Consider the following 22,059-nt stretch of genomic DNA (forward strand, 5'->3'; position numbering starts at 1 on the left):
GGACTATGAAAATAAGTTTTTCTTCTTTACATCCTTTTGTGAATTTTTTCTATTATATCGGGGTGATGATACTATGTATGATGTGTCTTCATCCTCTTTTTTTAATTGGAGCAATACTATTAATCGTCATAATCAATATAATGCAAGGGAATAGCGAAAAGATAAGAAAGATGTTACCGAGCACAATCGTTTTCTTTTTTATGGTCATTTTATTTAATTCGTTATTAACACATAGAGGGCGAACTACGTTATTTTGGTTAGGTGATAGCCGTATTAAGCTTGAGGCGATTATGTTTGGAGTAGTAATGGGATTATTATTAGTTGCGATTATGTTTACGTTTGCTTCGTATAATGATATTATTTCGAGTCATAAATTTTTATATTTATTTTCTAGAATTTCACCGAAAGTAGCATTGTTAACGATGATTACGGTGAGGTTTGTTCCTTTGTTTATGAGGCGATTACAGAAAATAACACTCGTTCAAAAAACGAAAGGTGTACAAGTAGACGCAGGTTCCATTGTAGAACGGGTGAAAAATGGTATGCAATTGCTGCAAGTATTATTAATTTGTTCATTAGAAGATGCGCTGCAAACAGCAGATTCTATGCAAGCCCGTGGATTTGGTGTAACGAAGCGTACGACATATATTCGGTATAGAATGGAAAGACGAGATTGGTATACGCTCAGTTATTTAAGTATTCTACTTATCATTGCTATTATATGTAGTACGTATGGCGGGGGAAAGCTAATCATTTATCCGAAAGTCGAATCTATTCTATTTCAGCAATACGATGGAGTGATGTTCGGAGTATTTATGATGTTTATTAGTCTACCAATTATAATGGAAGGAAAGGAATGGATATGGTGGCGCATGCAGAAATAAACAATTTATCATTTGTATATGCTGATGAAAACGAAAAAGCGTTACAGCATATTTCTCTTTCTATTCAAAAAGGAGAGTTTATTGCACTTGCCGGCGGGTCAGGCTCTGGAAAGACGACTTTATTGAAACATTTTAAAAAGGAATTACTTCCAATCGGTACACGTTCAGGAGAAATTTTTTATGATGACGTTTTATTAGAGGAAGTACCTGATTTATTATCTGCACAAGAAATTGGTATGGTATTTCAAAATCCAGAAAATCAGCTCGTAATGGATACAGTAATTCAAGAATTAGCATTTTCTTTAGAAAATATCGGGTTACCATCACAGATTATTCAAAAACGAATAGCAGAGCTTATTAGCTTCTTAGGATTTCAAGATTTATTGCACCAATCTGTTCATACGTTATCTGGCGGGCAAAAGCAGCTCGTCAATTTAGCTGCGGTATTAGTTATGCAGCCAAAACTATTATTATTAGATGAACCGACGGCGCAGTTAGATCCCATTGCTGCGAAAGAGTTTTTAGGATTGTTAAAACGTATTAACGAAGAACTTGGAATTACAATCGTTTTAAGTGAACATCGTTTAGATGAGGTGATACCACTTGCAACACGCGTTATTTGTATGAATAACGGCCGAATCGTGTATGACGGTAGTCCTAAAGCGGTTATAGCGAATATGTGGGAAGTAGAAAAGTTCCGTCCATTTATTCCGCAAATTCCAAGATTGTTTTTAGAGTGGAATGCGAAAGATATTCCGTTTACAGTGCGAGAAGCACAAATGAAGATGAATGATTTTTCAGTGATGTCATATGTAAACGAGCCAGTAGCACAAAGTGAAAAGCAAGAAGTCATTTTACATGCAGAGCATATTTCTTTTCAATATGAAAAAAACAGTCCGCTTATTTTACGAGATTTAACAGTTTCGATTGAAAAAGGGAAATGGGTGGCTCTCGTTGGAAAAAATGGTACGGGTAAGTCTACACTGTTAACGATTTTAGCTGGATTACAAAAAGCGAGAAGAGGGAAAGTAAAGTGGAATGGGAAAGTGATACATAAAATTGATTCGAAAGAACGATTTAAAAGGATCGGGTATGTATCACAGCATCCGTATTATCATTTTACATTTGATACAGTGTGGGATGAGGTTTATGAACGAACGCGTGAATTATACGGAGAACAAGGAAAAGAAATAGCAGAAGATACGCTAAAACAGTTTTGGTTGTATTCGCTTAAAGAGCGCCATCCGCATGATTGTAGCGGGGGAGAGCAACAACTACTTGCGTTATGTACAACGTTATTATCAAAGCCGACTTTATTGTTACTTGATGAACCGACAAAGGGATTAGATCCGTGGAAAAAAGAAAGAGTAGGAGAGCTATTTAGAAAGCTGCAAAAAGAAGGTACAACAATTGTAATGGTAACGCATGATATTGAGTTTGCAGCGAAATACGTTGATCAATGCATGATGTTATTTGACGGAGCAATCATCATGAATGATACACCAAAAGAATTCTTTAGTGGCAACTTCTTTTATACAACCTCTATTAATCGATTTATTCGAAAAGAGTTACCATATGCATTAACGTGGGAGGATGTGTACGAAGCGTGTCCAAACGATATGTTGCATTCATAATATGTATTTTTGCAGTAATAATAGGCACACTACTCTTTACTACACTTATCATGGACGGTTATTACATGTTAAGTAGTTTGTTTTTATTAGTTGTTATTATGTTACCGTTTTATATCCGTTTTGAAAGAAAGGCTTTTGTTTCACGTGAAATTGTGCTCGTTGCTGTGTTAGCGGCAATTGCAGCAGTTAGCCGTGTACCATTTTCTATTTTACCAAGTGTACAACCGACTTCATTTGTCATTATCGTTTCTGCAATTGTGTTTGGGAGTGAAACTGGTTTTATGATCGGTGCAACAGCGGCTATCGTATCTAACATCTTTTTAGGACAAGGTCCGTGGACGCCGTGGCAAATGTTTTCTTGGGGCATGATTGGTTTTATAGCTGGATTATTACGTAATACATTTTTAATGAAAAAGCTATGGGGAAGACTTCTATACGGATTATTTGTTGGGTTTTTATTTGGCTGGATTATGAACTTATGGGGGCTTCTCGGTTTCATACGTGAGGCAACGTGGGAAGCAGTCGTTTCGTATTATATTGCAAGTTTTTATTTCGATTTGAGTCATGCAATTTCGAATGTTATTTTCTTACTACTATTTAGTACGTCTTGGATTACGATTCTTACGAGATTTAAAAAGAAATACGGCATATTAGATAAGCATAACATGGCATAGAAAAGCATACTCATATAAGGTAGGGTCGCGACTTACATATTCGTTTGCCTCTTTCATGCTTCTTACACATTGTAAGGAGCATTTTTTATTGTCAAAAAATAGTCCAATATATATACGTTACTATATAAAATTATTTGTATAATAGTAGGTGAGAACTGCTTTCAAAAGGGAGGTGTATAGTTAATGAAGTTAGTTATTCCGAAGCAACATGGTGCATGGGCCATGCTCGTTATACCATTTCTATTAAGTGTCATGCTTGGGAAACCTACTATGTATCATATTCCATTGTTTTTAGCTTGGTTCTTTATCTATTTAGCTACGTATCCATTTCTTACGTACATAAAGCAAAAACGAAAAAAAGAGTTTTTACATGCTGCAATTGTATATTTTATCATCGCTTTCGTATTTGGGATGATCTCTCTATTATATGAATGGCGCATTCTTTTATTCATAGCAGTAATGATTCCGTTATTTATAGTAAATATGTATTACGCTCGTCAAAAGAATGAAAGAGCGTTACTAAATGACATTAGTGCGATTATTGTTTTCTGTATTGGTGGTTTAGTTAGTTATTATTTTTCAATGAAACTTATAGATAAAACAGCATTATTTATTGCGCTTATTTCATTTTTATATTTTTTAGGAAGTACATTTTATGTAAAAACGATGATTCGCGAGAAAAATAACCCGAAGTATCGTCTTATATCATGGGGGTATCATATTGTATTAACAGTCATTGTCTTTGCTATCAATCCGTGGTGTTCTCTTATTTTTATACCGAGTGTCATTCGAGCAATTATGTTATATGGCAAAAAAATTTCTATTATAAAAGTAGGGGTTTTAGAAATTGCTAATTCTGTATATTTTTTAATTATAACGGTAATAATTATGAAGTATGCCATTTGAAAAAACTTCCCACCTTATGATGGGAAGTTTTTTCAATCTTGTTCTAAAATATGAACCGTGTAATCACAGCGTTGAATAGCTTGTTCGATCGCATAAAGTGATTGTTCAATACGAGCGCGATTAAAATCTTTTTCAACAGTCTGTAGCGCTTCTTCTAAACAATGTTTTGCTTCTTGTAATGATTGAAAAGAATTTTGGACATATCCGCGAGCATTTTCGTGCATTTCATAATCCTCCTTGCATATTCATATATGTATAGTATGAACAGTAAGGAACAAAATATAATTTGTTATATTTGTTTGACAATTAGAATGAAATTACGTATAGTAAGAATTAAGTGAATATTTTCTTATCCAGAGAGGTGGAGGGACTGGCCCGATGAAACCCAGCAACCGCGATGCAGGTGCTAATTCCAGCAGAACATATTTGTTCTGGGAGATAAGACGAAGATATATACGTAACTTCTTCTTATCGGAGAGGTTTTTTTGTTGCAAAAAAACCGATTACGAAAATTTATATTAAGAAGAAAGGGGTTGCGAAGTACTGTGACACTCGAAAAATACGTAAAACTGCGTAGTACAGTTTATGAATATATGATAGAGCAAGATAAGCCAATATCATTGTTAGATATTCAAGAACATATCGTTTCGCATCATGAAGGAAAATTCACGAAAAAGATGTTACATCAATTTTATTTATCAAGACTATTAGATGAACTGAAACTGGATGGGAAAATTACATTAGCTGATGAATATCTCTATACTGAAAAAGGGGTATTTTATAAGGCGGGAAAAGGGAGCTAAGCTCTCTTTTTTTTGAAGTATGTAGAGTAAAAGACTGCTTAAGCAGCCTGATACAAGGGAATGGTGTTGAGTGTGTAGTGTCAAAGATTGAATGTGCCTGAAAGAGGCACTTCATATCGGCTGCAAATGAAAAGAGACACCTCCGCCGAATAGGTGTCAGTCGTTTTGTCATATAGACTTGCTATTTGACAGTTATTAGAATAACATGCAGGGTTTTGGAAGTCAAAAGGGAATTAAAGGAAGAGGTGTTGTTATGTACGCTTACTTACTAAATGATATAACGAAATGGATTCCTAAGTACATTATGGATAAAGGTTATGAATATTATGAAGAAGGACATGTAGAAGATGTTGAAATACAAGAAAAGAAAATATTTGCTTTTGTTACTGGAAATGCAGGAAACTATGAAGTAATGATTGATCTTGAAAATTTTACAGAAAGTAGCTGCGAGTGTCCATATGAGAATTATTGTAAGCATATGGCGGCAGTTGTTTATGATATTCAAAGTGCTGGTGAGAGTACGGTGAAAGAGAAACTGAAAGATTTAGAAAAGGAAGTGTTACTTACATTATTAAATCGTTTATTACAAAGTTCGAAAAACGTGCAAATTGTAGAGAAGATGTTAAAGAAGGGGAAACTTTAACTTATAGAGGGAGTTGTTATGTAGTGAATGTACTAATTGTATACGCTCATCCTAGTCCTTCCAGTTTTAATGCGGGGATATTAAAGCATGTGCAAAAAGGATTACAAGAAACAAATCATTCGGTTACGGTACTTGATTTATATAAGGAACAATTTGATCCCGTCCTTGTATTTAATGAGGAGAAGAAAAGACGTGATTTAGTAAATGAAGAAGAGACAGCTCGGTACAGAACGTTAGTGGAAGAAGCGGATACTCTTCTCTTCATTTATCCAATATGGTGGTGGGGGATGCCAGCTATTTTAAAAGGGTTTATTGATCGCATTTTCGTAGCTGGTTTTGTTTATAAATATGAAGGTGCCCTGCCGAAAGGCTTATTGAAAGGTAAGAAGGCATGGGTAATTAATACGTTAGACTCACCGTTATGGTACGTCGCACTACTATATCGATCAGCCGATTGGATTATAATGAAGAGAGGTATTTTACGTTTTTGCGGCATTCGCGATATAAAACGATCTGTTTTTCAATCTGTGAAAACGAGTAAACGAGAGAAGCGGGAAAAATGGTTATTACATATAGAAGAAAAGGCTCGTACGTTATGAATGAAATGGAACGTATTATAAAATGTTGTGGGTATGATAACGAACTTTTACGAACGTATATTACGTGTTTACTTCAATTGAAAAAATGTAGCGCAATATTTCAGCGAATTCAAATAGAGTTAAGAAATGATTATTTAATAAGAGGAATTTGTGAAAGAGAAGTTGATGAAGTAGTACGGGGAAGTAAAGAATATGAAATACATTTTCTTCCTAAAGTATTACAGTGGAATTTCTTGAGGGAAAATCCACATCTGATTGAAAAAGTATGTGAAGATTTTTTTGCATGTGAGGCATTACATCTTACGGATATAGAGTGGAGAGGTATTATAAATTGCATGGGAAATAAATAATTTATTATGTAAAAAAGCTAGTATAAAACTAGCTTTTCGTTTAAATAAATAGGAAACATAGACTTATGATAAATCCTGCATATAGTAAGTTGACAACGCAAAATCCCATAATATCACGAGCGCCTAAACCGGCTATCGCTAATGCCGGTAATGCCCAGAAAGGTTGAATTAAATTTGTCCAAGCATCCCCCCACGCAATGGCCATTGCTGTTTTTGCAGCAGGTACACCAAGTTCAGCGCCAGCTGGAATCATAATTGGTGCTTGCACAGCCCATTGACCACCACCAGATGGAACGAAAATATTAACGATGCCAGCACTTAAAAAAGTAAAGAGTGGGAAAGTCGTTTCGTTTGAAATGCTAATAAAGTAATTCGAAATAGCCCCTCCAAGTGAAAGTCCTTCACTATTCGCTCCAATCATCATCCCCATAATTCCTGCGTAAAACGGAAATTGAAGTAAAATGCCAGAAGCACTTTTCGTAGAATCTGAAAAAGTACGAATATATTGAATTGGAGTGCGGTGAAAAATAAGACCAGCAATTAATAACATAAAAATCACGATATCGAGAGTAAGGCTAAAACCTTTCGTATAAAAGTAATTGAAAATATAAATGAGACCTAACAAGCCAACGCAAAGTGTAATAATGATGCTATTTTCCATTTTTTCAGCGAACGTATTGTTTCCTACTTCTTGAGCGGCAGCTTCTTCATGGAATACGCTAGGATCTACAGTTATCGTATGTTTTTCATCTGGATGCATCGCTTTATTAATGAGAGGCATCGTAACGAGAAAAATAATAACTGGTACAAGTGCGTATGGTGAGAATAACGTTTCTGTTATTGGAATCGCTTCTTTAATACTTCCAGCTGTCGTTTTAATTAACGTTTCGCCGCCTGTTGCTAACGTAAGAGGAATAGAAGCAGAAAGCCCCGCATGCCAAATGAGAAATCCAGAGTAAGAAGAGGCAATGGCTAGTCTATAGTCTAATCCTTCAAGCTGCCGTGCTACTTCTTTTGCATATAAAACAGATACAACAATACCAAATCCCCAGTTTATGTATGCACCTAGTAAACTTACGATTGAAATGGCAATAATACCTTGTCCATTCGTTTTCGGTAGTTTTGCCGCTTTCGTTAATCCTTTATTAATGAGAGGCGCGTTTGCTAAAGCAGATCCTGTCACGAGTACAAGTGCCATTTGCATAGAAAAGGCGAGTAGTCCCCAAATGCCATTACCCCAGTGATTAATCATTTCCACAGGTGTTTGGTGAGTCGCAAACATGCCGAAGAAAATAACAAAAACAGTTAATAAACATGATAAAATAAACGGCTCTGGCAAGAAACGTTGCACTAAGGCGACGCAACCATTTGTAAAAGAACGAAACAAAATAGATCAACCTCCGTATGTATATTTATTACAATTATTCGAGGTTGTTTAGCTCATAACCTTTTATAATTAGAAAATTCCGATATTTTTATAGGGATTGAAATATTTTAAATAAGGGTATTACCATCATCACCTTGACAGAAAAAGCTGCTCTTTCTCCAATATGAAATATTGCATATAAAAATGAATTGATGCAAATGCAAAAGCTTATTATAATGAAAGCATAAATATACAACACATCTTAATACAGCAAAGAGGAGGAAGTAATATGGAAATCGCAATGGCAGTTTTAAAATTTTTAGGTGGAGTAATTCCTTTAGTTCAAGAACTTTTAAAAGCGTTTATGTAAGGTTATTAGTTAGCTATCATATATCAATCATTATTATATCTTACTAAAAAAGAACGGGGTGATTTTTCTGAATAATAAGAAAAATACCAAAAGAAGAAAGTTCCTTGCATGTTTATTAGTTAGTCTATGCACGATTCATTATTCGTCTATTTCTTTTGCAGAAACACAAGCCGGTAATGCAACTGACATAACTAAAAATGCTAATGGCATTAATACTGGTATAGCAAACCTTAAATATAATAATCAAGAGGTTTTAGCTGTAACTGGCGATAAAGTAGAGAGTTTTGTTCCGAAAGAAAGTATCAATTCAAATGGTAAATTTGTAGTAGTGGAACGCGAGAAAAAATCACTTACAACATCACCAGTCGATATTTCAATTATTGATTCTGTAGCAAATCGCACGTATCCAGGAGCTGTACAACTTGCTAATAAAGCTTTTGCAGACAATCAACCGAGTTTATTAGTGGCTAAGAGAAAACCTTTGAATATTAGTATAGACTTACCTGGCATGAGAAAAGAAAATACAATCACTGTCCAAAATCCGACATATGGTAATGTGGCTGGAGCAGTAGACGATTTAGTATCTACTTGGAATGAAAAGTATTCTACAACACATACGTTACCTGCAAGAATACAGTATACAGAATCTATGGTTTATAGTAAATCACAAATCGCAAGTGCTCTTAATGTTAACGCGAAATATCTTGATAACAGTCTAAATATTGACTTTAATGCGGTTGCAAATGGAGAAAAGAAAGTGATGGTGGCCGCATATAAACAAATATTTTATACTGTAAGTGCTGAACTACCTAACAATCCATCTGATCTCTTTGATAATAGTGTTACTTTTGGTGAGTTAACTCGTAAAGGAGTAAGTAATTCGGCTCCACCTGTTATGGTTTCAAATGTAGCTTATGGTAGAACGGTTTATGTAAAATTAGAAACAACATCTAAGAGCAAAGATGTACAAGCTGCTTTTAAAGCTTTACTTAAGAATAACAGCGTTGAAACGAGTGGACAGTACAAAGATATTTTTGAAGAAAGTACCTTTACTGCTGTCGTATTAGGCGGAGATGCAAAAGAGCATAACAAGGTTGTTACAAAAGATTTCAATGAAATCCGAAATATCATTAAAGATAATGCTGAATTAAGTCTTAAAAATCCAGCATACCCAATTTCATATACAAGCACTTTCTTAAAAGATAATGCAACTGCTGCTGTTCATAACAATACAGATTATATTGAGACGACAACTACAGAATATTCAAGTGCAAAAATGACACTTGATCATTACGGTGCTTACGTTGCTCAATTTGATGTATCTTGGGATGAATTCACATTTGATCAAAATGGTAAAGAAGTATTAACACATAAAACATGGGAAGGTAGTGGCAAAGACAAAACGGCTCATTACTCTACAGTTATCCCTCTTCCACCAAATTCCAAAAATATAAGAATCGTAGCAAGAGAATGTACAGGTCTTGCATGGGAATGGTGGAGAACCATTATTAATGAACAAAATGTTCCATTAACAAATGAAATAAAGGTTTCAATTGGAGGAACAACATTATACCCAACTGCTAATATTAGTCATTAGGTTGGAGCAAAGTGCCCTGGTTATAGGGCGCTTTTTTACTTGTTTGAAAGAATATCGGTGTTTTTAGATGTATCATAATCAATTCGCAAATCTTGTAATCATATTTTTTTATGGCTGTATCAATGTTATTAATGATTGCATTCCCCATTATTAAATCCCCATAAATGTAGCCTATCTTAGGTTGATAGTGATGCATGGTGCCTCCATGTATATAAATGCATTTTGTCGAAATTATTAAAAAGGGGAATTTTTCTATTTGAAGAACTAATAATTGATTGTCAATATGTATTAGAAATCTCAATCTAAACTAAAGGAGAACAAAATGGGACAAAACAATAAGGGCTTTTCTGAAACAGGATTGCGCAAAATGCGCAATATATTGGCGCGGCATGTCGATTCTGGAAAGATTCCTGGGCTCGTCGCCTTAGTCAGCCGAAACGGTGAGACGCATGTCGAAGCGCTTGGAACAATGAGGCATGATGGTGGTGCACCAATGCGTCGGGACACGATTTTTCGATTGGCGTCCACTAGCAAGCCAATCGCAGTTTCACCAGTAATGGTTCTGCTCGATGAGTGCAAACTGCATTTAGACGACCCAGTAGACAAATGGCTACCGGAACTCGCCGACCGGCAAGTGTTGAAACAGCCCGATGGCCCGCTAGAAGAGACCGTCCCAGCACGGCGTCCTATCACTGTACGAGACTTGTTGACCTCCACATTCGGGCTCGGAGTGGATCTCACGTTGATGGGTTCTCCAATCATGAACGCGTTCTTCGAGAGTGGGATATTCGACACGCCAGGGCAGGATATGCCCGATCCAAATGAGTTTATGCGTCGCCTAGGTGGACTTCCGCTAAGCTATCAGCCCGGAGAGCGGTGGCAGTATCATATCAGTATAGAAGTAATCGGCGTTCTTGTTGCCAGGGTCACGGGTCAGACGTTCGAGTCGTTCTTGCGCGAACGTATATTCGATCCGCTAGGAATGAAGGACACTGGATTCTACGTACCTCAGCTCAAGATTGATCGGCTTCCACCAGCCTTCAACCCCAATCCGCAGACAGGTGAATTCATCGTGTGGGATGAGGGGGCGGATGGACGTTATAGCAAACCTCCAGCATTCCAAGCAGGCGGTGGTGGACTGCTTGGAACCGTCGACGATTATCACGCGTATTTGCAGATGCTTTTGAATAAAGGGATGCACGGTACTAAACGGATCCTGTCTAGGCCCGCAGTCCAGCTGATGACCACCAACCGTCTTACTCCGGAACAACAAGTATACCGAGACGATTTGGCCAAAAATAACGTCCATTTGTCGTTCGGACAAGGGATCCAAGGTGGCTGGGGCTTTGGGATGGCGGTGCGTACCTATCTTGGAGACTACGCGTCTATTGGTCAATTCGGCTGGGATGGTGGAACCGGTACTTCAGCTTACGCTGATCCAGATAAACAGTTTATTGGAATTCTGTTCACCCAGGTTGGGATGTCCACTCCGGCCCCATCGCATCTTATCCAAGACTTCTGGACTACGGCCTATCAAGCAATCGAAGACTAGGGTACGTTTAAAGGAAAACGCCAAGACGGATAGATAATCATAGGCTTGATGGCCACGATCAACACCATGGTTAAAAGTTAGGATAGGACCGTGTTGGAAGTACTGCGGTAACAGTTGGGCATTATTAATAATAGCACAACAAAAAATCCTCTTGGATGCAAGAGGATTTTTTTATTGGGAATAGTAAGGACGAGAGGAGGTGCATTACATATGGGAAAAGGTAGAAGTAATAATGCTGGTAAAAAGCAACCGAATTTCGATGATTCATCTAATTTCGCTAAACAAAGCCAACCGACAGAAAAGAAGAAGAAGTAAAAAAAGGATCTCTCTTGATAAAGAGAGATCCTTTTTTAATATATTGACGTTTCGGCACAACATATCGATTGCTCAACCAAATAGTCATTATAGTCATTCATGCAAGGCTTAAACTCCTTCGAATGGAAGTTAATTTAATATTATTTTCCTGTTTTTTATAATGCTTCTTCACGTTTACCTTATTTAAAAAGCCAATAAAAAAAAGACACGTTTCCTAAATAAACGAGCTCTTAATGGAGTATTATCTTTATTTTGAGCATTTAATAAAATTCTCCAATGTATATTTTACTCTAATGGTCTATGAAATTTAAGTGATTGAATGTAAAATTTATATAGATAGTTATATCGAAGTTAAAAATATCGGTTACGTTATTCTACAATCGGGTCAAATTATAGAGTAAAGGTTGTACTATGGCTAAAAATATTGATAAACACGAGGAGAGGATTACATTGACTATTTATGAGCAATTCATAGAGGCTCTTAAAGAAAAAATAGGCGATACTGTAACATCTGCAGAAATTAATAACAAAATTTAATACAAAACCGGGGAGTATTAATCCTGCTGATTATTGTTATAACCGTTATAACAAAGGGAGAGTGTTTAATAAAAATTTGTTTATATATATAAATAAAAAAACTTATAGATATGTAGGTGAAAATTATCCTTATACAGGATTAGTTTTTCACAAACCTAAAGGGACAGATTGTGAATCTGTTGTAGGTGAGTGGGATAATGGGAAACTTCTTGTCTATAAGGATAAGGATAAAATAGGAATCTTACAAATTAAAAAGTTATATGAGGCATACTTTGAAATGTTACGATTTGAAATGAATGTTCTTGGTTGTAAGGCGACTGAATTAAGACATCTTATAGGTCGTTTAGGTGAATTTTTTTGTGTTCTTTATACGAATGGTGAGCTATCCAAAGTGACGAATCAGCATGGATATGATGTCATCAAAGAAGGGAGAGGAATAAGTGTTAAAACAACTGCCCAAGAAAAAGGGTTTATCACGATCAATCAAAACACATTTGACCAATTTGATGACTTCTTTATAGTTCAGTATAAAGATGATGAGTTGAAAGTATTATTTTATGGGCCAAAGGAAGAACTTTCGGCGCTTAGACCATATGGGAATAATTATGAGGTCGATATAAATTCTTTAAAGAGAATAGAAAAGACACTATGATAAGATTGTCTTTTCTTATAGTTTTTTAGCAGAAGCAAGCAGCTCCAACGATGATTAATAAAATAAACAATACAACTAATAAAGTAAAACCTTCAGCAAAATCGCAACTACCCCCAAATCCCATAATAGTTCCTCCTTTAATAAGAGGGAACAACAGGGGTATGCTCATGTAATTACATTCTAAACAAAAACATATTTGGAGCCACTTGGCGTTCTTATCATTAATTTTAACTTTTTGTTCAGGAATACAAGCTCTAGCATTTTGGACAATCCGTTTAGATTTTGATATTTCTTGGTGGATCCCTAATTTATATTTATTAGTCTATCCATGCTTCTTTTTAAAAAGCGTTTGGAGAGAGTGTGGATCGTATGAGACTAGCATGAGAAAAGAAAGAAAAGAATTCATGTAATATAGGAAAGATAGGACCTTTAAGCACATTCGAATTCTAGATGCAACAACATTTCGGCTTCTAGATAAGTTTTTTCGCTAGCCATACAGTAGTAGTCAAAACAATTTTTGAAATGAAGATAGCCGATGATTCCTATGGTAAGGAAACATCGGCTTGTATTATGTATATTGAGTGAGTTCACGTTTCTGGAATAATTGTAATAGCGATGGTCCGAACCGGAGCCTCTATTTCGTTATTTTTACTTTGGCTATTGTAGTATTTAATCATTAATTCGTTAAGTTCGTTTTGAAATTTTCCAAAGCGTTCCTCATCTAGCTTTAATTCTACTACAGAAAAAGTAGACTTATCTTCTTGACTGTTTTGTTCCTCTAATTTCTTAAGGTAACTTTGATATTGTGTCATAAGTGATAACTGATAATAGGAAATGTAGTTTAACTTTTCATCATCAGATAATCTTTTCCATTCACTTCCTTCAATTTTTGCATCTTCTTCATTGATTGCGTAATATTTTTCAGAAACAGATTTTACCTTTTTTTCTTTAATTACATGGACGATACCAGAATCAACCATAGTTTGTAGCTGTCTATATAGTGTTGCTTGCGGTACATTTTTAATGATTTTTACCATTTCTAATGGTGTTAGCCCATCTTCTTTATTTCTCATTAACACTTGGCAAATTTTCATTCTTACCGGATGCATTAAAATTTCAACTTTATTACTCATTATATCACCTTATGTATTATTTTTTATTCTCATTATAAATAATGAGAATAATGATTGCAATCCATCCGTTTTTATTTTATCATTATCAATAATGATAATGAGATTTAAAAGGAGTGATGACAATGAAAATACATTATGGATTGAATGATCTTAAAGACATTGATATTATGGCTTTTCTACCCATTATATTGCCAGTTATTGCAGTGGGAGCACTTTTAGTTTTAATTGCATTCATTGATTTATATCGACATAGGAAAACAAGAAAAAATGTACTTGTATGGACGTTAATTATTCTTTTCGTTAATATATTGGGACCTATCTTGTACTTTGTTATAGGGAGAAAGGACAGTGAGAAATTATGAAATTAGAGATTAAAAATGTAACAAAATCATTTAAAGGAAAAATTGCTGTCAATAATTTCTCGATGGAACTGCAAGCGGGGGAATGCGTCGGATTAATTGGACCAAACGGAGCAGGGAAATCCACATTAATAAAAGTAATTTCGGATATTACTAATCCAACTGCTGGTGAAGTTTTATTGAATGGGATAAAAATATCAACAATGAAAAGTGAAATTGGTTATCTACCCCAATACCCTAATTTTTTCCATTGGATGACAGCGAGAGAAACGCTTACGTTTATGGGCCAACTTTCGGGGTTGAAAAAAGAAGAATTGTCAAAGTCGATTCCAAAAATGTTGGAGAAAGTTGGACTAAAGGAAGAAGAAAATGCAAAGGTTAGTACATTTTCTGGTGGAATGAAACAACGACTTGGTATTGCACAAGCATTACTGCATAAACCGGCGCTTATTGTCATGGATGAGCCAGTATCCGCATTAGATCCAATAGGTAGAAGGGAAGTATTAAATCTCATTGAAGAAATAAAAAAAGATACGACTATTTTATTATCAACCCATATATTGAGTGATGCAGAAGAAATCTGTGAACGATTTGTCATGATTAAAGATGGAGCAAAGATAGAAGATACAACAATTACTGAGCTTTTACACCGTAATAGCGAAAATAAATTAATCATTGAAATCACAGCTAAAGATCGAGAGTGGATTGACGTTGTAAAAAATTTGCCTTATGTGAAGGATGTAGAAGTGATTGGACTTAAAGTCAAAGTGAAGGTTGAAAGTATCAAAATAAATAAAAATATGTTACTGCAAAATGCACTCGAACATAAAGTGGACATCGTTAAGTTTGAAATATACAACGATACTTTAGAAGAAATTTTCTTGAAATTGGTGGTGCAAAAATGAATAACTCAATGATATTGATAAAAAAAGAATGTGTTCAAATGTTACGTGATTTTAAGATCATTTGGCTACCAATTGTTTTTATATTTTTAGGGGCAACACAGCCAATAGTAACGCATTACTTACCATCCATTTTAGGAGCATTAGGTGGAGGGCAGGGAATTACCATCGATCCAAGTATGACATCACAAAAAGGAGGCGAAGTATTAGCGAGTACTTTGGGGTCTCAGTTTGATCAGCTCGGACTTATGATTCTAGTGATTTCTATGATGGGTGCTATTCAAACAGATAAAGCTAACGGTATGTTGGCCTTTATTTTAACGAGACCTGTTACGGTTACTTCATATATAGTGGGGAAAATAGTATCAAATTATGTAATAGTAGCGCTTAGTGTAATGATTGGATACTTTACCTCTTATCTATATACAAACTATCTTTTTACTGTTGTTCCGTTTTCGCACATGATTACTGGATTACTATTTTATTTAATTTGGGTTCTTTTTATCGTATCTTTCACAACAATGATAAGTGCTATTTTTCACAGTCAAGGTATTATTGCACTAATTTCAATTGTTGTTCTTTTAGCTTGTAGAATAATCGTCGGTTTGAGTCCAATAATAGATCAAGTTAATCCAGCCAGTATGAGTAAACACGCAATGGAAACGTTAGTCACAGGGGGAGTGAATGCAACTGCAATGGTCAATGTACTACTAACGATTATTTGGATCTTATTGACACTCTTCGTGACAAATTATTGGATTGCTAATAAAAAATTCACGTATGAATAAGAAAAGAATAATCGTGATGAGGGGATTTATTAAAATAAATACCCCAATAAGAAAAAGCTTCCACTACTGTGGAAGCTTCTCTAAATGATGTGCAATATCAATATACATATTTGAGTAGACTGAATGTATTTCATTACTTGGCGTAGCGTTAGAAGAGAAGTGGACAATGACCATATTTGCTTTCGGATCGATGTAAAGTGTTTGTCCGTAACTGCCTAACACTTCGAAAGCACCTTGTTCATTGTGCGGAATCCACCATTGATTATGATAAGAAATGGAAGCTCCAGGGCCAACTGCAAGTTCACCTTCTTGGACATTTTTTATATCTTCAGTAATAGAAGAAGGGAGAATTTGTTTTCCATTATATTCCCCGTTGTTTAATAGTAATTGCCCGAATCTAGCCATATCTCTAGCGGTTGCATTTAAACCAGCGCTTGCTTGTTCTACTTTCGTTTCATCTGTAACGTAATACGCGTTTTCTTCCATACCAATTTGAGACCAAATTCGTTCACTAACATTTTCCGCTAATGATTTACCTGTGATCTTTCGAATCACCCAAGCGAGTGTTTCAGCTGATCCGTTATCGTAAGAAAAATCGGAACCAGGCGGTGCAGTTTCTTCTGCTTCTCGTAACATATCATAAATTTTCATCGGACCGTCGTAGTTTTTACTTCTAGGTAAAATATTGCTCGCTAAATATAGTTGTGCATCTTGATTTTCTAACGCTGGATGTTCATATCCGTGAGTAGGGTATTCTACAGAAACTTGCATATCCAATAATTGCTGAAGTGTGGCATTACCGAACGGTGTATTTTTTAATTCTTTTATATATGCGTCAGCTGTTTTTTCTAAGTCAATACGGTTTTCTTCAGCGAGAGATTGTATAATTGCTCCGGTAAAGACCTTTGCTAATGACGCCATGCCATGAGGTTCACTCTCGTTATATCCATTGAAATATCGTTCATAAACAAGTTGTCCATTGTGTACAACGACAAAAGCATCCGTTTTGTTATCGTCTAAAAGTTTTTTTAGAGGAGTTGTATTTCCAAATCTACGCTCCACAGCAAAATCGTCTAAGTTTTGCAATGCGGTAGAGAAGTGGGATACTTGATCCGGGTTATTTTTCACCTCGTTAATTAAAGTGAATTCTTTCATATGTGTGTAAGACCAACGTAAGTAAGGATCATCTAACCAATTTTTTTTCGTCACGTTATTTTTCGATGGGATTGTTTTATTATGTTTGAAGTATGTAAAACCGAGCCCTGTAATTACAAATATGAATGTGATTATGAGTAAGAGTAGGGGAGATTTTTTAAGTTTCATATCGGTCCCTCCTTTTTTATTTCTATTATAAGTATACGCTTCTATTAAAAGAAATACAAAATAAGGAAAGTAAACGGGGAAGTTTACTTTCCTTATTCATGTTAAGCGGAAACTTTTCCATCTGTATGTTGTTTCTTGAATTTTTGTTTTCGTCCGTGTAATCCATAATATAGAAGTAAAGTGAAGGCAACGATAATAGCTGCGATAAAATACATATTATGGTAACTGGATTTCGCTGCGACGATACCTAAAATGAAAGAACCAAAGCCAATACCACTATCAAAGAATGAGAAGTAAGTAGCTGTCGCAGAACCACGTCGGTGGTTTGGAGCGGCAGAAATCGCAATCGTTTGGAAGCTAGGAATTAATGTCCCGTAGCCTAAACCGATTAGCATACCTGCGCCAAGGAACCAAAATGAAGTTTGTGCTTGGCTTAAAATAAACATCCCAATTGTGAAAATAATGATAGCAGGATAAACAAGTACATTTTCACCGAAGCGATCAAAAATCTTTCCTGTAAATGGACGAGAAATTACAACAACAAGTGCGTATACAATAAAGAAGTAACTAGCAACTTCTCCTAAACCGATCTCTTTTGCATAAATAGGAATAAAGGATAAAATGCCACTATAAGAAAAGGCTAAAACAAATCCTGTCAGAGCGATCGGAATAGAGGATGGTTCAATTAAGTCCTTCCATTTCATTTTTTCTCGTTTTTGTTTGTTCACTGGTGCTTCATGCGGAATATTTACAAGTAGTCCTAATAAAAATGCAAGCAATGAAAATACGGAACAAACGATAAATAGTACAGTAAATGAAAAATGAGAAATAATTGTTAAACCTAAAAAAGGACCAATTACCATCGGCAGACTCATGAATACGCCGAAATAGGCAAGTGCTTCGCCTCGTCTATGAGCTGGCGCCACATCTGTGACAATCGTACCAGTTGCTGTCGTTGCCATACCGAACCCAATACCATGTAAGAAGCGAAGGGCAAGTAATAAAAATAAACTTTGTGCACCGAAATACATAACAGTAGCAGCTAAAAATAATGAAAGTGAAATAAATAATATTTTCTTTCTTCCTAAATCATCGAGCCATTTACCTGTAAATGGTCTACATAAAACAGATGAAATAAGAAAAACAGTTGCAACTAAACCAATTTCCTCAGGTTTTCCTTTTAGGCCGTCTATTACATAGACAGGCAAAGTAGTCATAAGCATGTAAAATGTTAAGAAGAGAAATAGACTACTAAAACAAGTTCCGAGGAAATCCTTCGTCCAAAGTTTCTCACTTTGCATCGTCATCCCTCCAATTTAATCTAAATTTTTAATGATTTTTTGTAACACTTCAAATGCTTGATGTAAATCATCCTCGTTAATATCTTCTAGTGTTTTTTCTTCGAAAGTATCAACTTCTTCTTGCCATACCGGAATCATTTTTATCGCTGTTTCTGATAAAGAAATGAGCTTCTCACGACGATCTTTTCCTTCTGTACGAATAATCCATCCCATCGTTTCCATACGTGTTAACGTACGAGTCATCGTTGGTGATTCAACATTTAAATACTGGCATAACTCTGTTTGTGTACAAGAACCAGTTTGATTAATGCGGAAAATAACAGCCCATTGCGCACTAAATAACCCAGTGGGAGATACGCGTTCATTAAATTTCTTCGTAAACTTGCGAGAAGTCTGGCTGACAATGTGAAAAAAATGTTGTTTTTCGTCCATGTATTTTGATCCTTTCAAATTAGTTACCTAGCTAACTATATACTTTTTCATAATAATTGTCTAGTAATAGACATGTTGATTTATGTAAAAATTTCGTATAGGTTTTATGTTGCGAACGTATATTCTGCATGCTATTCTTTAAGTAAGTAAAGAATTTTCTTTCTATTAAAAAGAATGGGGGAACTTGTGATGATTAAGCCTGCAACAATGGAGTTTGTTTCACTATCGAACGGAGAAACGATTGCGTATCAGGAAGTTGGAAGGCAAAATGCAGAAATTCTTGTACTCATTCACGGAAACATGACATCGTCACAACATTGGGATTTAGTAATTGAAAAGCTGCAAGACCGATACCATATTTACGCTCTTGATTTAAGAGGATTTGGACAATCAACATATAATAAATCGATAGATTCATTACAAGACTTCGCAAGAGATGTAAAACTATTTATTGATCAATTAAAACTAGAGAAATTTTCATTAATGGGCTGGTCAATGGGCGGGGGTGTTGCGATGGAATTTACAGCAAATCACCCAACGTTTGTCGAAAAGTTAATTTTAGTAGAATCAGTGGGCATGAAGGGATATCCAATTTTTAAAAAAGATATAAACGGGCAACCGATCGTATCAAGTTTAGTAAAGACAAAAGAAGAAATCGCGCAAGATCCCGTACAAATTGCACCGGTGCTAGACGCGATAAAAAATATGAATAAATTATATTACCGAACAGTATGGAATTTATTAATATATACACATAATCAACCGGAACCGGATCATTACGAAAAGTATTTAGATGATATGTTAACGCAACGTAATTTCGTGGATGTAAATTATGCGCTCATTACATTTAATATTTCGGATGAACATAACGGGGTTGTAGAGGGAAATAAGCAAATTCATCATATTAAAGCTCCAACACTCGTCATACAAGGTGACAGAGATTATGTCGTACCGCAAGTAGTCGGTGAGGAATTAGCAAAACATTTGCCGAATGCAGAGTTGAAAGTGTTAGAGGATTGCGGTCATTCGCCGTTTATTGATTGTTTAGATGTATTTATAAAACATGTAGAGGATTGGTTAGAAGAGAAATAATCCCCGAAATGATAAGTATTGCATATACTATAACATTGTAGGTAAAAGGGGAGATTATCCATGCATCATCCGTTCTTAATTGCGCATTCGCCATATAATCATCACTTATATACAAAAATAATGATAGCTCCGATGTATATGCAAGTTTCACCAGCTGTAGTTCCTTTACAAATGCAATACCCGCAGCCACCAATTGCTCATGCACAGCAATACGTGTATGAAACTGCTTTTTATAAACATCCGTATTTCAAGCAATTCCATAACAATGTGAAAGCGCAAGTATGGGACGGGTAAGAAGCTAAAAGATTCATTCTTTTAGCTTCTTTTTTATTCATAATATTCGTACACGCATTTGAAGAAACAGTTTATAATGAGAAGTGGACAGCGTGAGAAGGAGAGGGAAAGGGATGTCGATGCGTTTTACTTTTTGGATTATGGTTGGAATTGTAGCAATCTCGGGTTTGTCACAAGGGATGCTTTTACCGGCCATTGCAATGATTTTTGAACAAGAAGGGGTAAGTTCAAGTATTAACGGTATTCATGCGACGGCATTATACATTGGGATATTAGTTATTTCACCGTTTCTTGAAAAACCGATGCAAAAGTTTGGAATGAAGCCAATTATCGTTATTGGTGGGTTTCTCGTTATTATTTCATTATTCTTTTTTACACAAACTTTTTCATTTTGGGTATGGTTTATTCTTAGATTTCTAGTTGGAGTCGGAGATCATATGCTTCATGTCGGAACACAAACATGGATTACGACAACATCAGACCCGAGTAAAATAGGGAGACAAGTATCGATATACGGTGTATTCTTCGGAATTGGTTTTGCCGTTGGTCCGTATTTAGCAAGCACTGTGCAGTACGGTCTTGCAACGCCATTTATTATATCTACTATACTTTGCTTAATAGGTTGGCTATTATTACTTCCAACGAAAAATGCATTCCCGGCGCAAGATGAAAGAGAAGTGAAGAGTGAATCATCATTTTCTCGTTATAAACAAGTTGTTGGATTAGGGTGGATTGCATTACTAGGACCACTTGCATATGGCGTACTAGAAGCAATGTTAAATAGTAACTTACCAGTATACGCGCTTCGTAAAGGATGGTCTGTATCAGATGTATCCTTCTTATTACCAGCGTTCGCAGTTGGGGGTATTATTACACAAATTCCACTCGGTATATTAAGTGATAAATACGGAAGAGATCGTATTTTAACGTGGACGTTCAGCGTAAGTACGGGCATTTTCCTACTTGCAGCAGTATTTGATCACTATTACTGGATCGTCTTTGCCTGTATGCTGTTAGCGGGTATGGTCATTGGATCATGCTTCTCACTAGGTCTTGGATTTATGACAGATTTATTACCGAGACATTTACTACCAGCAGGTAATATATTATCTGGAATCGCCTTTAGTTTAGGAAGTATTATGGGACCTGTATTAGGAGGCGTATTTATAGAAAAAATACAGTATACAAGCTTTTTTATTGCGGTTATGATTATAATGGGAATTCTCGCAATGGTATATATGGTCTACATGAAGAATCAATTCGCATCAAGAAAAATAGAAAGTAGGTTAGGGCATGACAAAACAACCTAATAAAAAGAAATTTGAAGTACTCGAAAACGAAACAATTACAGACTGCTTAGCACGTATGGAACAAGAAGGCTATGCACCGTCTCGTCGTATGGAAGAACCAATCTTTCATGAAGTGAAGAAAAACGGCAAAACAGAAGTTGAACCGTGCGGTAGAAAGATTGTCTTTGAGGGGAAATTGAAGTAATACGTTATATAAAAAGAATTTGCTTTTGGGTACAAACAAGATAAAACATAAAGTCACAT

Annotated in this window: 24 protein-coding genes, 2 pseudogenes and 1 riboswitch; of the genes and pseudogenes, 19 read left to right on the top strand and 7 right to left on the bottom strand. The window is 35.6% G+C overall.

Features of this window, described 5'->3' with window-relative positions; translation table 11 throughout:
- The first annotated feature begins 5 nt into the window (after positions 1-5).
- The 4 genes from QCI46_RS11065 to QCI46_RS11080 all read left to right on the top strand — a co-directional run bounded on the left by QCI46_RS11065 (position 6) and on the right by QCI46_RS11080 (position 4,098).
- Positions 6-884: an energy-coupling factor transporter transmembrane component T gene (locus QCI46_RS11065; protein WP_353840239.1), complete on the top strand. Its 879-nt coding sequence runs from the start codon at positions 6-8 to the stop codon at positions 882-884.
- Entirely contained in the window at positions 857-2,518 is a 1,662-nt protein-coding gene (locus QCI46_RS11070; protein WP_353840240.1) for an ABC transporter ATP-binding protein, read from the top strand. The genes QCI46_RS11065 and QCI46_RS11070 overlap by 28 nt, the downstream gene beginning before the upstream one ends.
- Positions 2,491-3,192 (top strand): ECF transporter S component, encoded by a 702-nt coding sequence (locus QCI46_RS11075; RefSeq protein ID WP_000044898.1) that lies wholly within the window; start codon positions 2,491-2,493, stop codon positions 3,190-3,192. The genes QCI46_RS11070 and QCI46_RS11075 overlap by 28 nt, the downstream gene beginning before the upstream one ends.
- A gap of 183 nt (positions 3,193-3,375) precedes the next feature.
- Positions 3,376-4,098 (top strand): YwiC-like family protein, encoded by a 723-nt coding sequence (locus QCI46_RS11080; RefSeq protein ID WP_098134387.1) that lies wholly within the window; start codon positions 3,376-3,378, stop codon positions 4,096-4,098.
- 32 nt (positions 4,099-4,130) lie between these two features.
- Here QCI46_RS11080 and QCI46_RS11085 read toward each other — a convergent pair whose 3' ends face one another.
- Complete coding sequence (locus tag QCI46_RS11085) at positions 4,131-4,322, bottom strand: hypothetical protein (RefSeq protein ID WP_000545003.1); 192 nt, start codon at positions 4,320-4,322, stop codon at positions 4,131-4,133.
- A 122-nt stretch (positions 4,323-4,444) separates the two neighbouring features.
- A riboswitch (SAM riboswitch) is annotated at positions 4,445-4,543 on the top strand.
- Positions 4,544-4,583: 40 nt separating this feature from the next.
- Here QCI46_RS11085 and QCI46_RS11090 point away from each other — a divergent pair.
- The 4 genes from QCI46_RS11090 to QCI46_RS11105 all read left to right on the top strand — a co-directional run bounded on the left by QCI46_RS11090 (position 4,584) and on the right by QCI46_RS11105 (position 6,493).
- Positions 4,584-4,901 (top strand): hypothetical protein, encoded by a 318-nt coding sequence (locus QCI46_RS11090; protein ID WP_002096439.1) that lies wholly within the window; start codon positions 4,584-4,586, stop codon positions 4,899-4,901.
- Positions 4,902-5,154: 253 nt separating this feature from the next.
- Positions 5,155-5,544: an SWIM zinc finger family protein gene (locus tag QCI46_RS11095; protein WP_353840241.1), complete on the top strand. Its 390-nt coding sequence runs from the start codon at positions 5,155-5,157 to the stop codon at positions 5,542-5,544.
- Between the two features lie 23 nt (positions 5,545-5,567).
- Positions 5,568-6,143 carry an NAD(P)H-dependent oxidoreductase gene (locus QCI46_RS11100; RefSeq protein ID WP_353840242.1) on the top strand — a complete coding sequence of 192 codons (576 nt, stop codon included), beginning with the start codon at positions 5,568-5,570 and terminating at the stop codon, positions 6,141-6,143.
- On the top strand, positions 6,140-6,493 hold the full coding sequence (locus tag QCI46_RS11105; RefSeq protein WP_353840243.1) for a group-specific protein: 354 nt from the start codon (positions 6,140-6,142) through the stop codon (positions 6,491-6,493). Before QCI46_RS11100 ends, QCI46_RS11105 begins: the two co-directional genes overlap by 4 nt.
- A 40-nt stretch (positions 6,494-6,533) precedes the next feature.
- On the opposite strand, the gene QCI46_RS11110 is transcribed toward QCI46_RS11105, so the two are convergent.
- Positions 6,534-7,880, bottom strand: a complete 1,347-nt coding sequence (locus QCI46_RS11110) for a short-chain fatty acid transporter (RefSeq protein ID WP_353840244.1) — start codon at positions 7,878-7,880, stop codon at positions 6,534-6,536.
- 407 nt (positions 7,881-8,287) lie between these two features.
- On the opposite strand from QCI46_RS11110, the gene alo reads away from it, so the two are divergent.
- The 3 genes and pseudogenes from alo (at position 8,288) to QCI46_RS11125 (ending at position 12,882) form a co-directional block, all read left to right on the top strand.
- Positions 8,288-9,826: an anthrolysin O/cereolysin O family cholesterol-dependent cytolysin Alo gene (gene alo, locus QCI46_RS11115; protein ID WP_353840245.1), complete on the top strand. Its 1,539-nt coding sequence runs from the start codon at positions 8,288-8,290 to the stop codon at positions 9,824-9,826.
- Positions 9,827-10,148: 322 nt separating this feature from the next.
- Positions 10,149-11,378, top strand: a complete 1,230-nt coding sequence (locus QCI46_RS11120; protein WP_353840246.1) for a serine hydrolase domain-containing protein — start codon at positions 10,149-10,151, stop codon at positions 11,376-11,378.
- 765 nt (positions 11,379-12,143) lie between these two features.
- Positions 12,144-12,882, top strand: a pseudogene (locus tag QCI46_RS11125) (DUF7225 domain-containing protein).
- A 25-nt stretch (positions 12,883-12,907) separates the two neighbouring features.
- On the opposite strand, the gene QCI46_RS11130 reads toward QCI46_RS11125, so the two are convergent.
- A complete protein-coding gene (locus QCI46_RS11130) occupies positions 12,908-13,006 on the bottom strand; it encodes a YjcZ family sporulation protein (RefSeq protein WP_088064019.1) in 99 nt (32 codons plus the stop codon).
- 49 nt (positions 13,007-13,055) lie between these two features.
- Here QCI46_RS11130 and QCI46_RS11135 point away from each other — a divergent pair.
- A pseudogene (locus QCI46_RS11135) lies at positions 13,056-13,292 on the top strand (DUF5360 family protein); the annotation flags it as partial.
- A gap of 177 nt (positions 13,293-13,469) precedes the next feature.
- Here QCI46_RS11135 and QCI46_RS11140 read toward each other — a convergent pair.
- On the bottom strand, positions 13,470-14,015 hold the full coding sequence (locus QCI46_RS11140; protein WP_353840247.1) for a transcriptional regulator: 546 nt from the start codon (positions 14,013-14,015) through the stop codon (positions 13,470-13,472).
- 122 nt (positions 14,016-14,137) lie between these two features.
- Between QCI46_RS11140 and QCI46_RS11145 the strand changes: the two genes are divergently transcribed.
- The 3 genes from QCI46_RS11145 to QCI46_RS11155 are packed head-to-tail and all read left to right on the top strand — an operon-like array spanning position 14,138 to position 16,064.
- Positions 14,138-14,377: a PLD nuclease N-terminal domain-containing protein gene (locus QCI46_RS11145; RefSeq protein WP_000690914.1), complete on the top strand. Its 240-nt coding sequence runs from the start codon at positions 14,138-14,140 to the stop codon at positions 14,375-14,377.
- Positions 14,374-15,279, top strand: coding sequence for an ABC transporter ATP-binding protein (locus QCI46_RS11150; protein WP_353840248.1), 906 nt, complete (start codon positions 14,374-14,376; stop codon positions 15,277-15,279). Before QCI46_RS11145 ends, QCI46_RS11150 begins: the two co-directional genes overlap by 4 nt.
- Positions 15,276-16,064: an ABC transporter permease subunit gene (locus QCI46_RS11155; RefSeq protein ID WP_088064016.1), complete on the top strand. Its 789-nt coding sequence runs from the start codon at positions 15,276-15,278 to the stop codon at positions 16,062-16,064. Before QCI46_RS11150 ends, QCI46_RS11155 begins: the two co-directional genes overlap by 4 nt.
- Positions 16,065-16,127: 63 nt before the next feature.
- Here the strand turns inward: QCI46_RS11155 and QCI46_RS11160 are convergent, their stop codons facing one another.
- The 3 genes from QCI46_RS11160 to QCI46_RS11170 all read right to left on the bottom strand — a co-directional run bounded on the left by QCI46_RS11160 (position 16,128) and on the right by QCI46_RS11170 (position 19,120).
- The gene (locus QCI46_RS11160; RefSeq protein ID WP_353840249.1) at positions 16,128-17,387 is read right to left on the bottom strand and encodes a serine hydrolase domain-containing protein; all 1,260 of its coding nucleotides are present in this window, start codon (positions 17,385-17,387) and stop codon (positions 16,128-16,130) included.
- Positions 17,388-17,488: 101 nt separating this feature from the next.
- On the bottom strand, positions 17,489-18,688 hold the full coding sequence (locus QCI46_RS11165; RefSeq protein ID WP_087984184.1) for an MFS transporter: 1,200 nt from the start codon (positions 18,686-18,688) through the stop codon (positions 17,489-17,491).
- Between the two features lie 15 nt (positions 18,689-18,703).
- On the bottom strand, positions 18,704-19,120 hold the full coding sequence (locus QCI46_RS11170) for a MarR family winged helix-turn-helix transcriptional regulator (RefSeq protein WP_064475837.1): 417 nt from the start codon (positions 19,118-19,120) through the stop codon (positions 18,704-18,706).
- Between the two features lie 174 nt (positions 19,121-19,294).
- On the opposite strand from QCI46_RS11170, the gene phaZ reads away from it, so the two are divergent.
- The 4 genes from phaZ (at position 19,295) to QCI46_RS11190 (ending at position 22,000) form a co-directional block, all read left to right on the top strand.
- Positions 19,295-20,212 (top strand): intracellular short-chain-length polyhydroxyalkanoate depolymerase, encoded by a 918-nt coding sequence (phaZ, locus tag QCI46_RS11175; protein WP_353840250.1) that lies wholly within the window; start codon positions 19,295-19,297, stop codon positions 20,210-20,212.
- Positions 20,213-20,272: 60 nt separating this feature from the next.
- Positions 20,273-20,506, top strand: coding sequence for a hypothetical protein (locus QCI46_RS11180; protein ID WP_098201161.1), 234 nt, complete (start codon positions 20,273-20,275; stop codon positions 20,504-20,506).
- 113 nt (positions 20,507-20,619) lie between these two features.
- Positions 20,620-21,816, top strand: coding sequence for an MFS transporter (locus tag QCI46_RS11185; protein WP_088064012.1), 1,197 nt, complete (start codon positions 20,620-20,622; stop codon positions 21,814-21,816).
- The gene (locus QCI46_RS11190; protein WP_000166305.1) at positions 21,800-22,000 is read left to right on the top strand and encodes an NETI motif-containing protein; all 201 of its coding nucleotides are present in this window, start codon (positions 21,800-21,802) and stop codon (positions 21,998-22,000) included. Before QCI46_RS11185 ends, QCI46_RS11190 begins: the two co-directional genes overlap by 17 nt.
- Positions 22,001-22,059: the final 59 nt, after the last annotated feature.

The sequence above is a fragment of the Bacillus cereus group sp. RP32 genome (genome assembly GCF_040459735.1).
GTDB lineage: Bacteria > Bacillota > Bacilli > Bacillales > Bacillaceae_G > Bacillus_A > Bacillus_A wiedmannii.

What these genes read in the sequence shown, in the direction of transcription:
- QCI46_RS11065 (WP_353840239.1), top strand. Translation starts at nt 6, where the DNA reads ATGAAAATAAGTTTTTCTTCTTTACATCCTTTTGTGAATTTTTTCTAT.
- QCI46_RS11070 (WP_353840240.1), top strand. Translation starts at nt 857, where the DNA reads ATGGATATGGTGGCGCATGCAGAAATAAACAATTTATCATTTGTATAT.
- QCI46_RS11080 (WP_098134387.1), top strand. Translation starts at nt 3,376, where the DNA reads ATGAAGTTAGTTATTCCGAAGCAACATGGTGCATGGGCCATGCTCGTT.
- QCI46_RS11085 (WP_000545003.1), bottom strand. Translation starts at nt 4,322, where the DNA reads ATGCACGAAAATGCTCGCGGATATGTCCAAAATTCTTTTCAATCATTA.
- QCI46_RS11095 (WP_353840241.1), top strand. Translation starts at nt 5,155, where the DNA reads ATGTACGCTTACTTACTAAATGATATAACGAAATGGATTCCTAAGTAC.
- QCI46_RS11105 (WP_353840243.1), top strand. Translation starts at nt 6,140, where the DNA reads ATGAATGAAATGGAACGTATTATAAAATGTTGTGGGTATGATAACGAA.
- QCI46_RS11120 (WP_353840246.1), top strand. Translation starts at nt 10,149, where the DNA reads ATGGGACAAAACAATAAGGGCTTTTCTGAAACAGGATTGCGCAAAATG.
- QCI46_RS11130 (WP_088064019.1), bottom strand. Translation starts at nt 13,006, where the DNA reads ATGGGATTTGGGGGTAGTTGCGATTTTGCTGAAGGTTTTACTTTATTA.
- QCI46_RS11140 (WP_353840247.1), bottom strand. Translation starts at nt 14,015, where the DNA reads ATGAGTAATAAAGTTGAAATTTTAATGCATCCGGTAAGAATGAAAATT.
- QCI46_RS11145 (WP_000690914.1), top strand. Translation starts at nt 14,138, where the DNA reads ATGAAAATACATTATGGATTGAATGATCTTAAAGACATTGATATTATG.
- QCI46_RS11150 (WP_353840248.1), top strand. Translation starts at nt 14,374, where the DNA reads ATGAAATTAGAGATTAAAAATGTAACAAAATCATTTAAAGGAAAAATT.
- QCI46_RS11155 (WP_088064016.1), top strand. Translation starts at nt 15,276, where the DNA reads ATGAATAACTCAATGATATTGATAAAAAAAGAATGTGTTCAAATGTTA.
- QCI46_RS11160 (WP_353840249.1), bottom strand. Translation starts at nt 17,387, where the DNA reads ATGAAACTTAAAAAATCTCCCCTACTCTTACTCATAATCACATTCATA.
- QCI46_RS11165 (WP_087984184.1), bottom strand. Translation starts at nt 18,688, where the DNA reads ATGCAAAGTGAGAAACTTTGGACGAAGGATTTCCTCGGAACTTGTTTT.
- QCI46_RS11170 (WP_064475837.1), bottom strand. Translation starts at nt 19,120, where the DNA reads ATGGACGAAAAACAACATTTTTTTCACATTGTCAGCCAGACTTCTCGC.
- phaZ (WP_353840250.1), top strand. Translation starts at nt 19,295, where the DNA reads ATGGGGGAACTTGTGATGATTAAGCCTGCAACAATGGAGTTTGTTTCA.
- QCI46_RS11180 (WP_098201161.1), top strand. Translation starts at nt 20,273, where the DNA reads ATGCATCATCCGTTCTTAATTGCGCATTCGCCATATAATCATCACTTA.
- QCI46_RS11185 (WP_088064012.1), top strand. Translation starts at nt 20,620, where the DNA reads ATGTCGATGCGTTTTACTTTTTGGATTATGGTTGGAATTGTAGCAATC.
- QCI46_RS11190 (WP_000166305.1), top strand. Translation starts at nt 21,800, where the DNA reads ATGACAAAACAACCTAATAAAAAGAAATTTGAAGTACTCGAAAACGAA.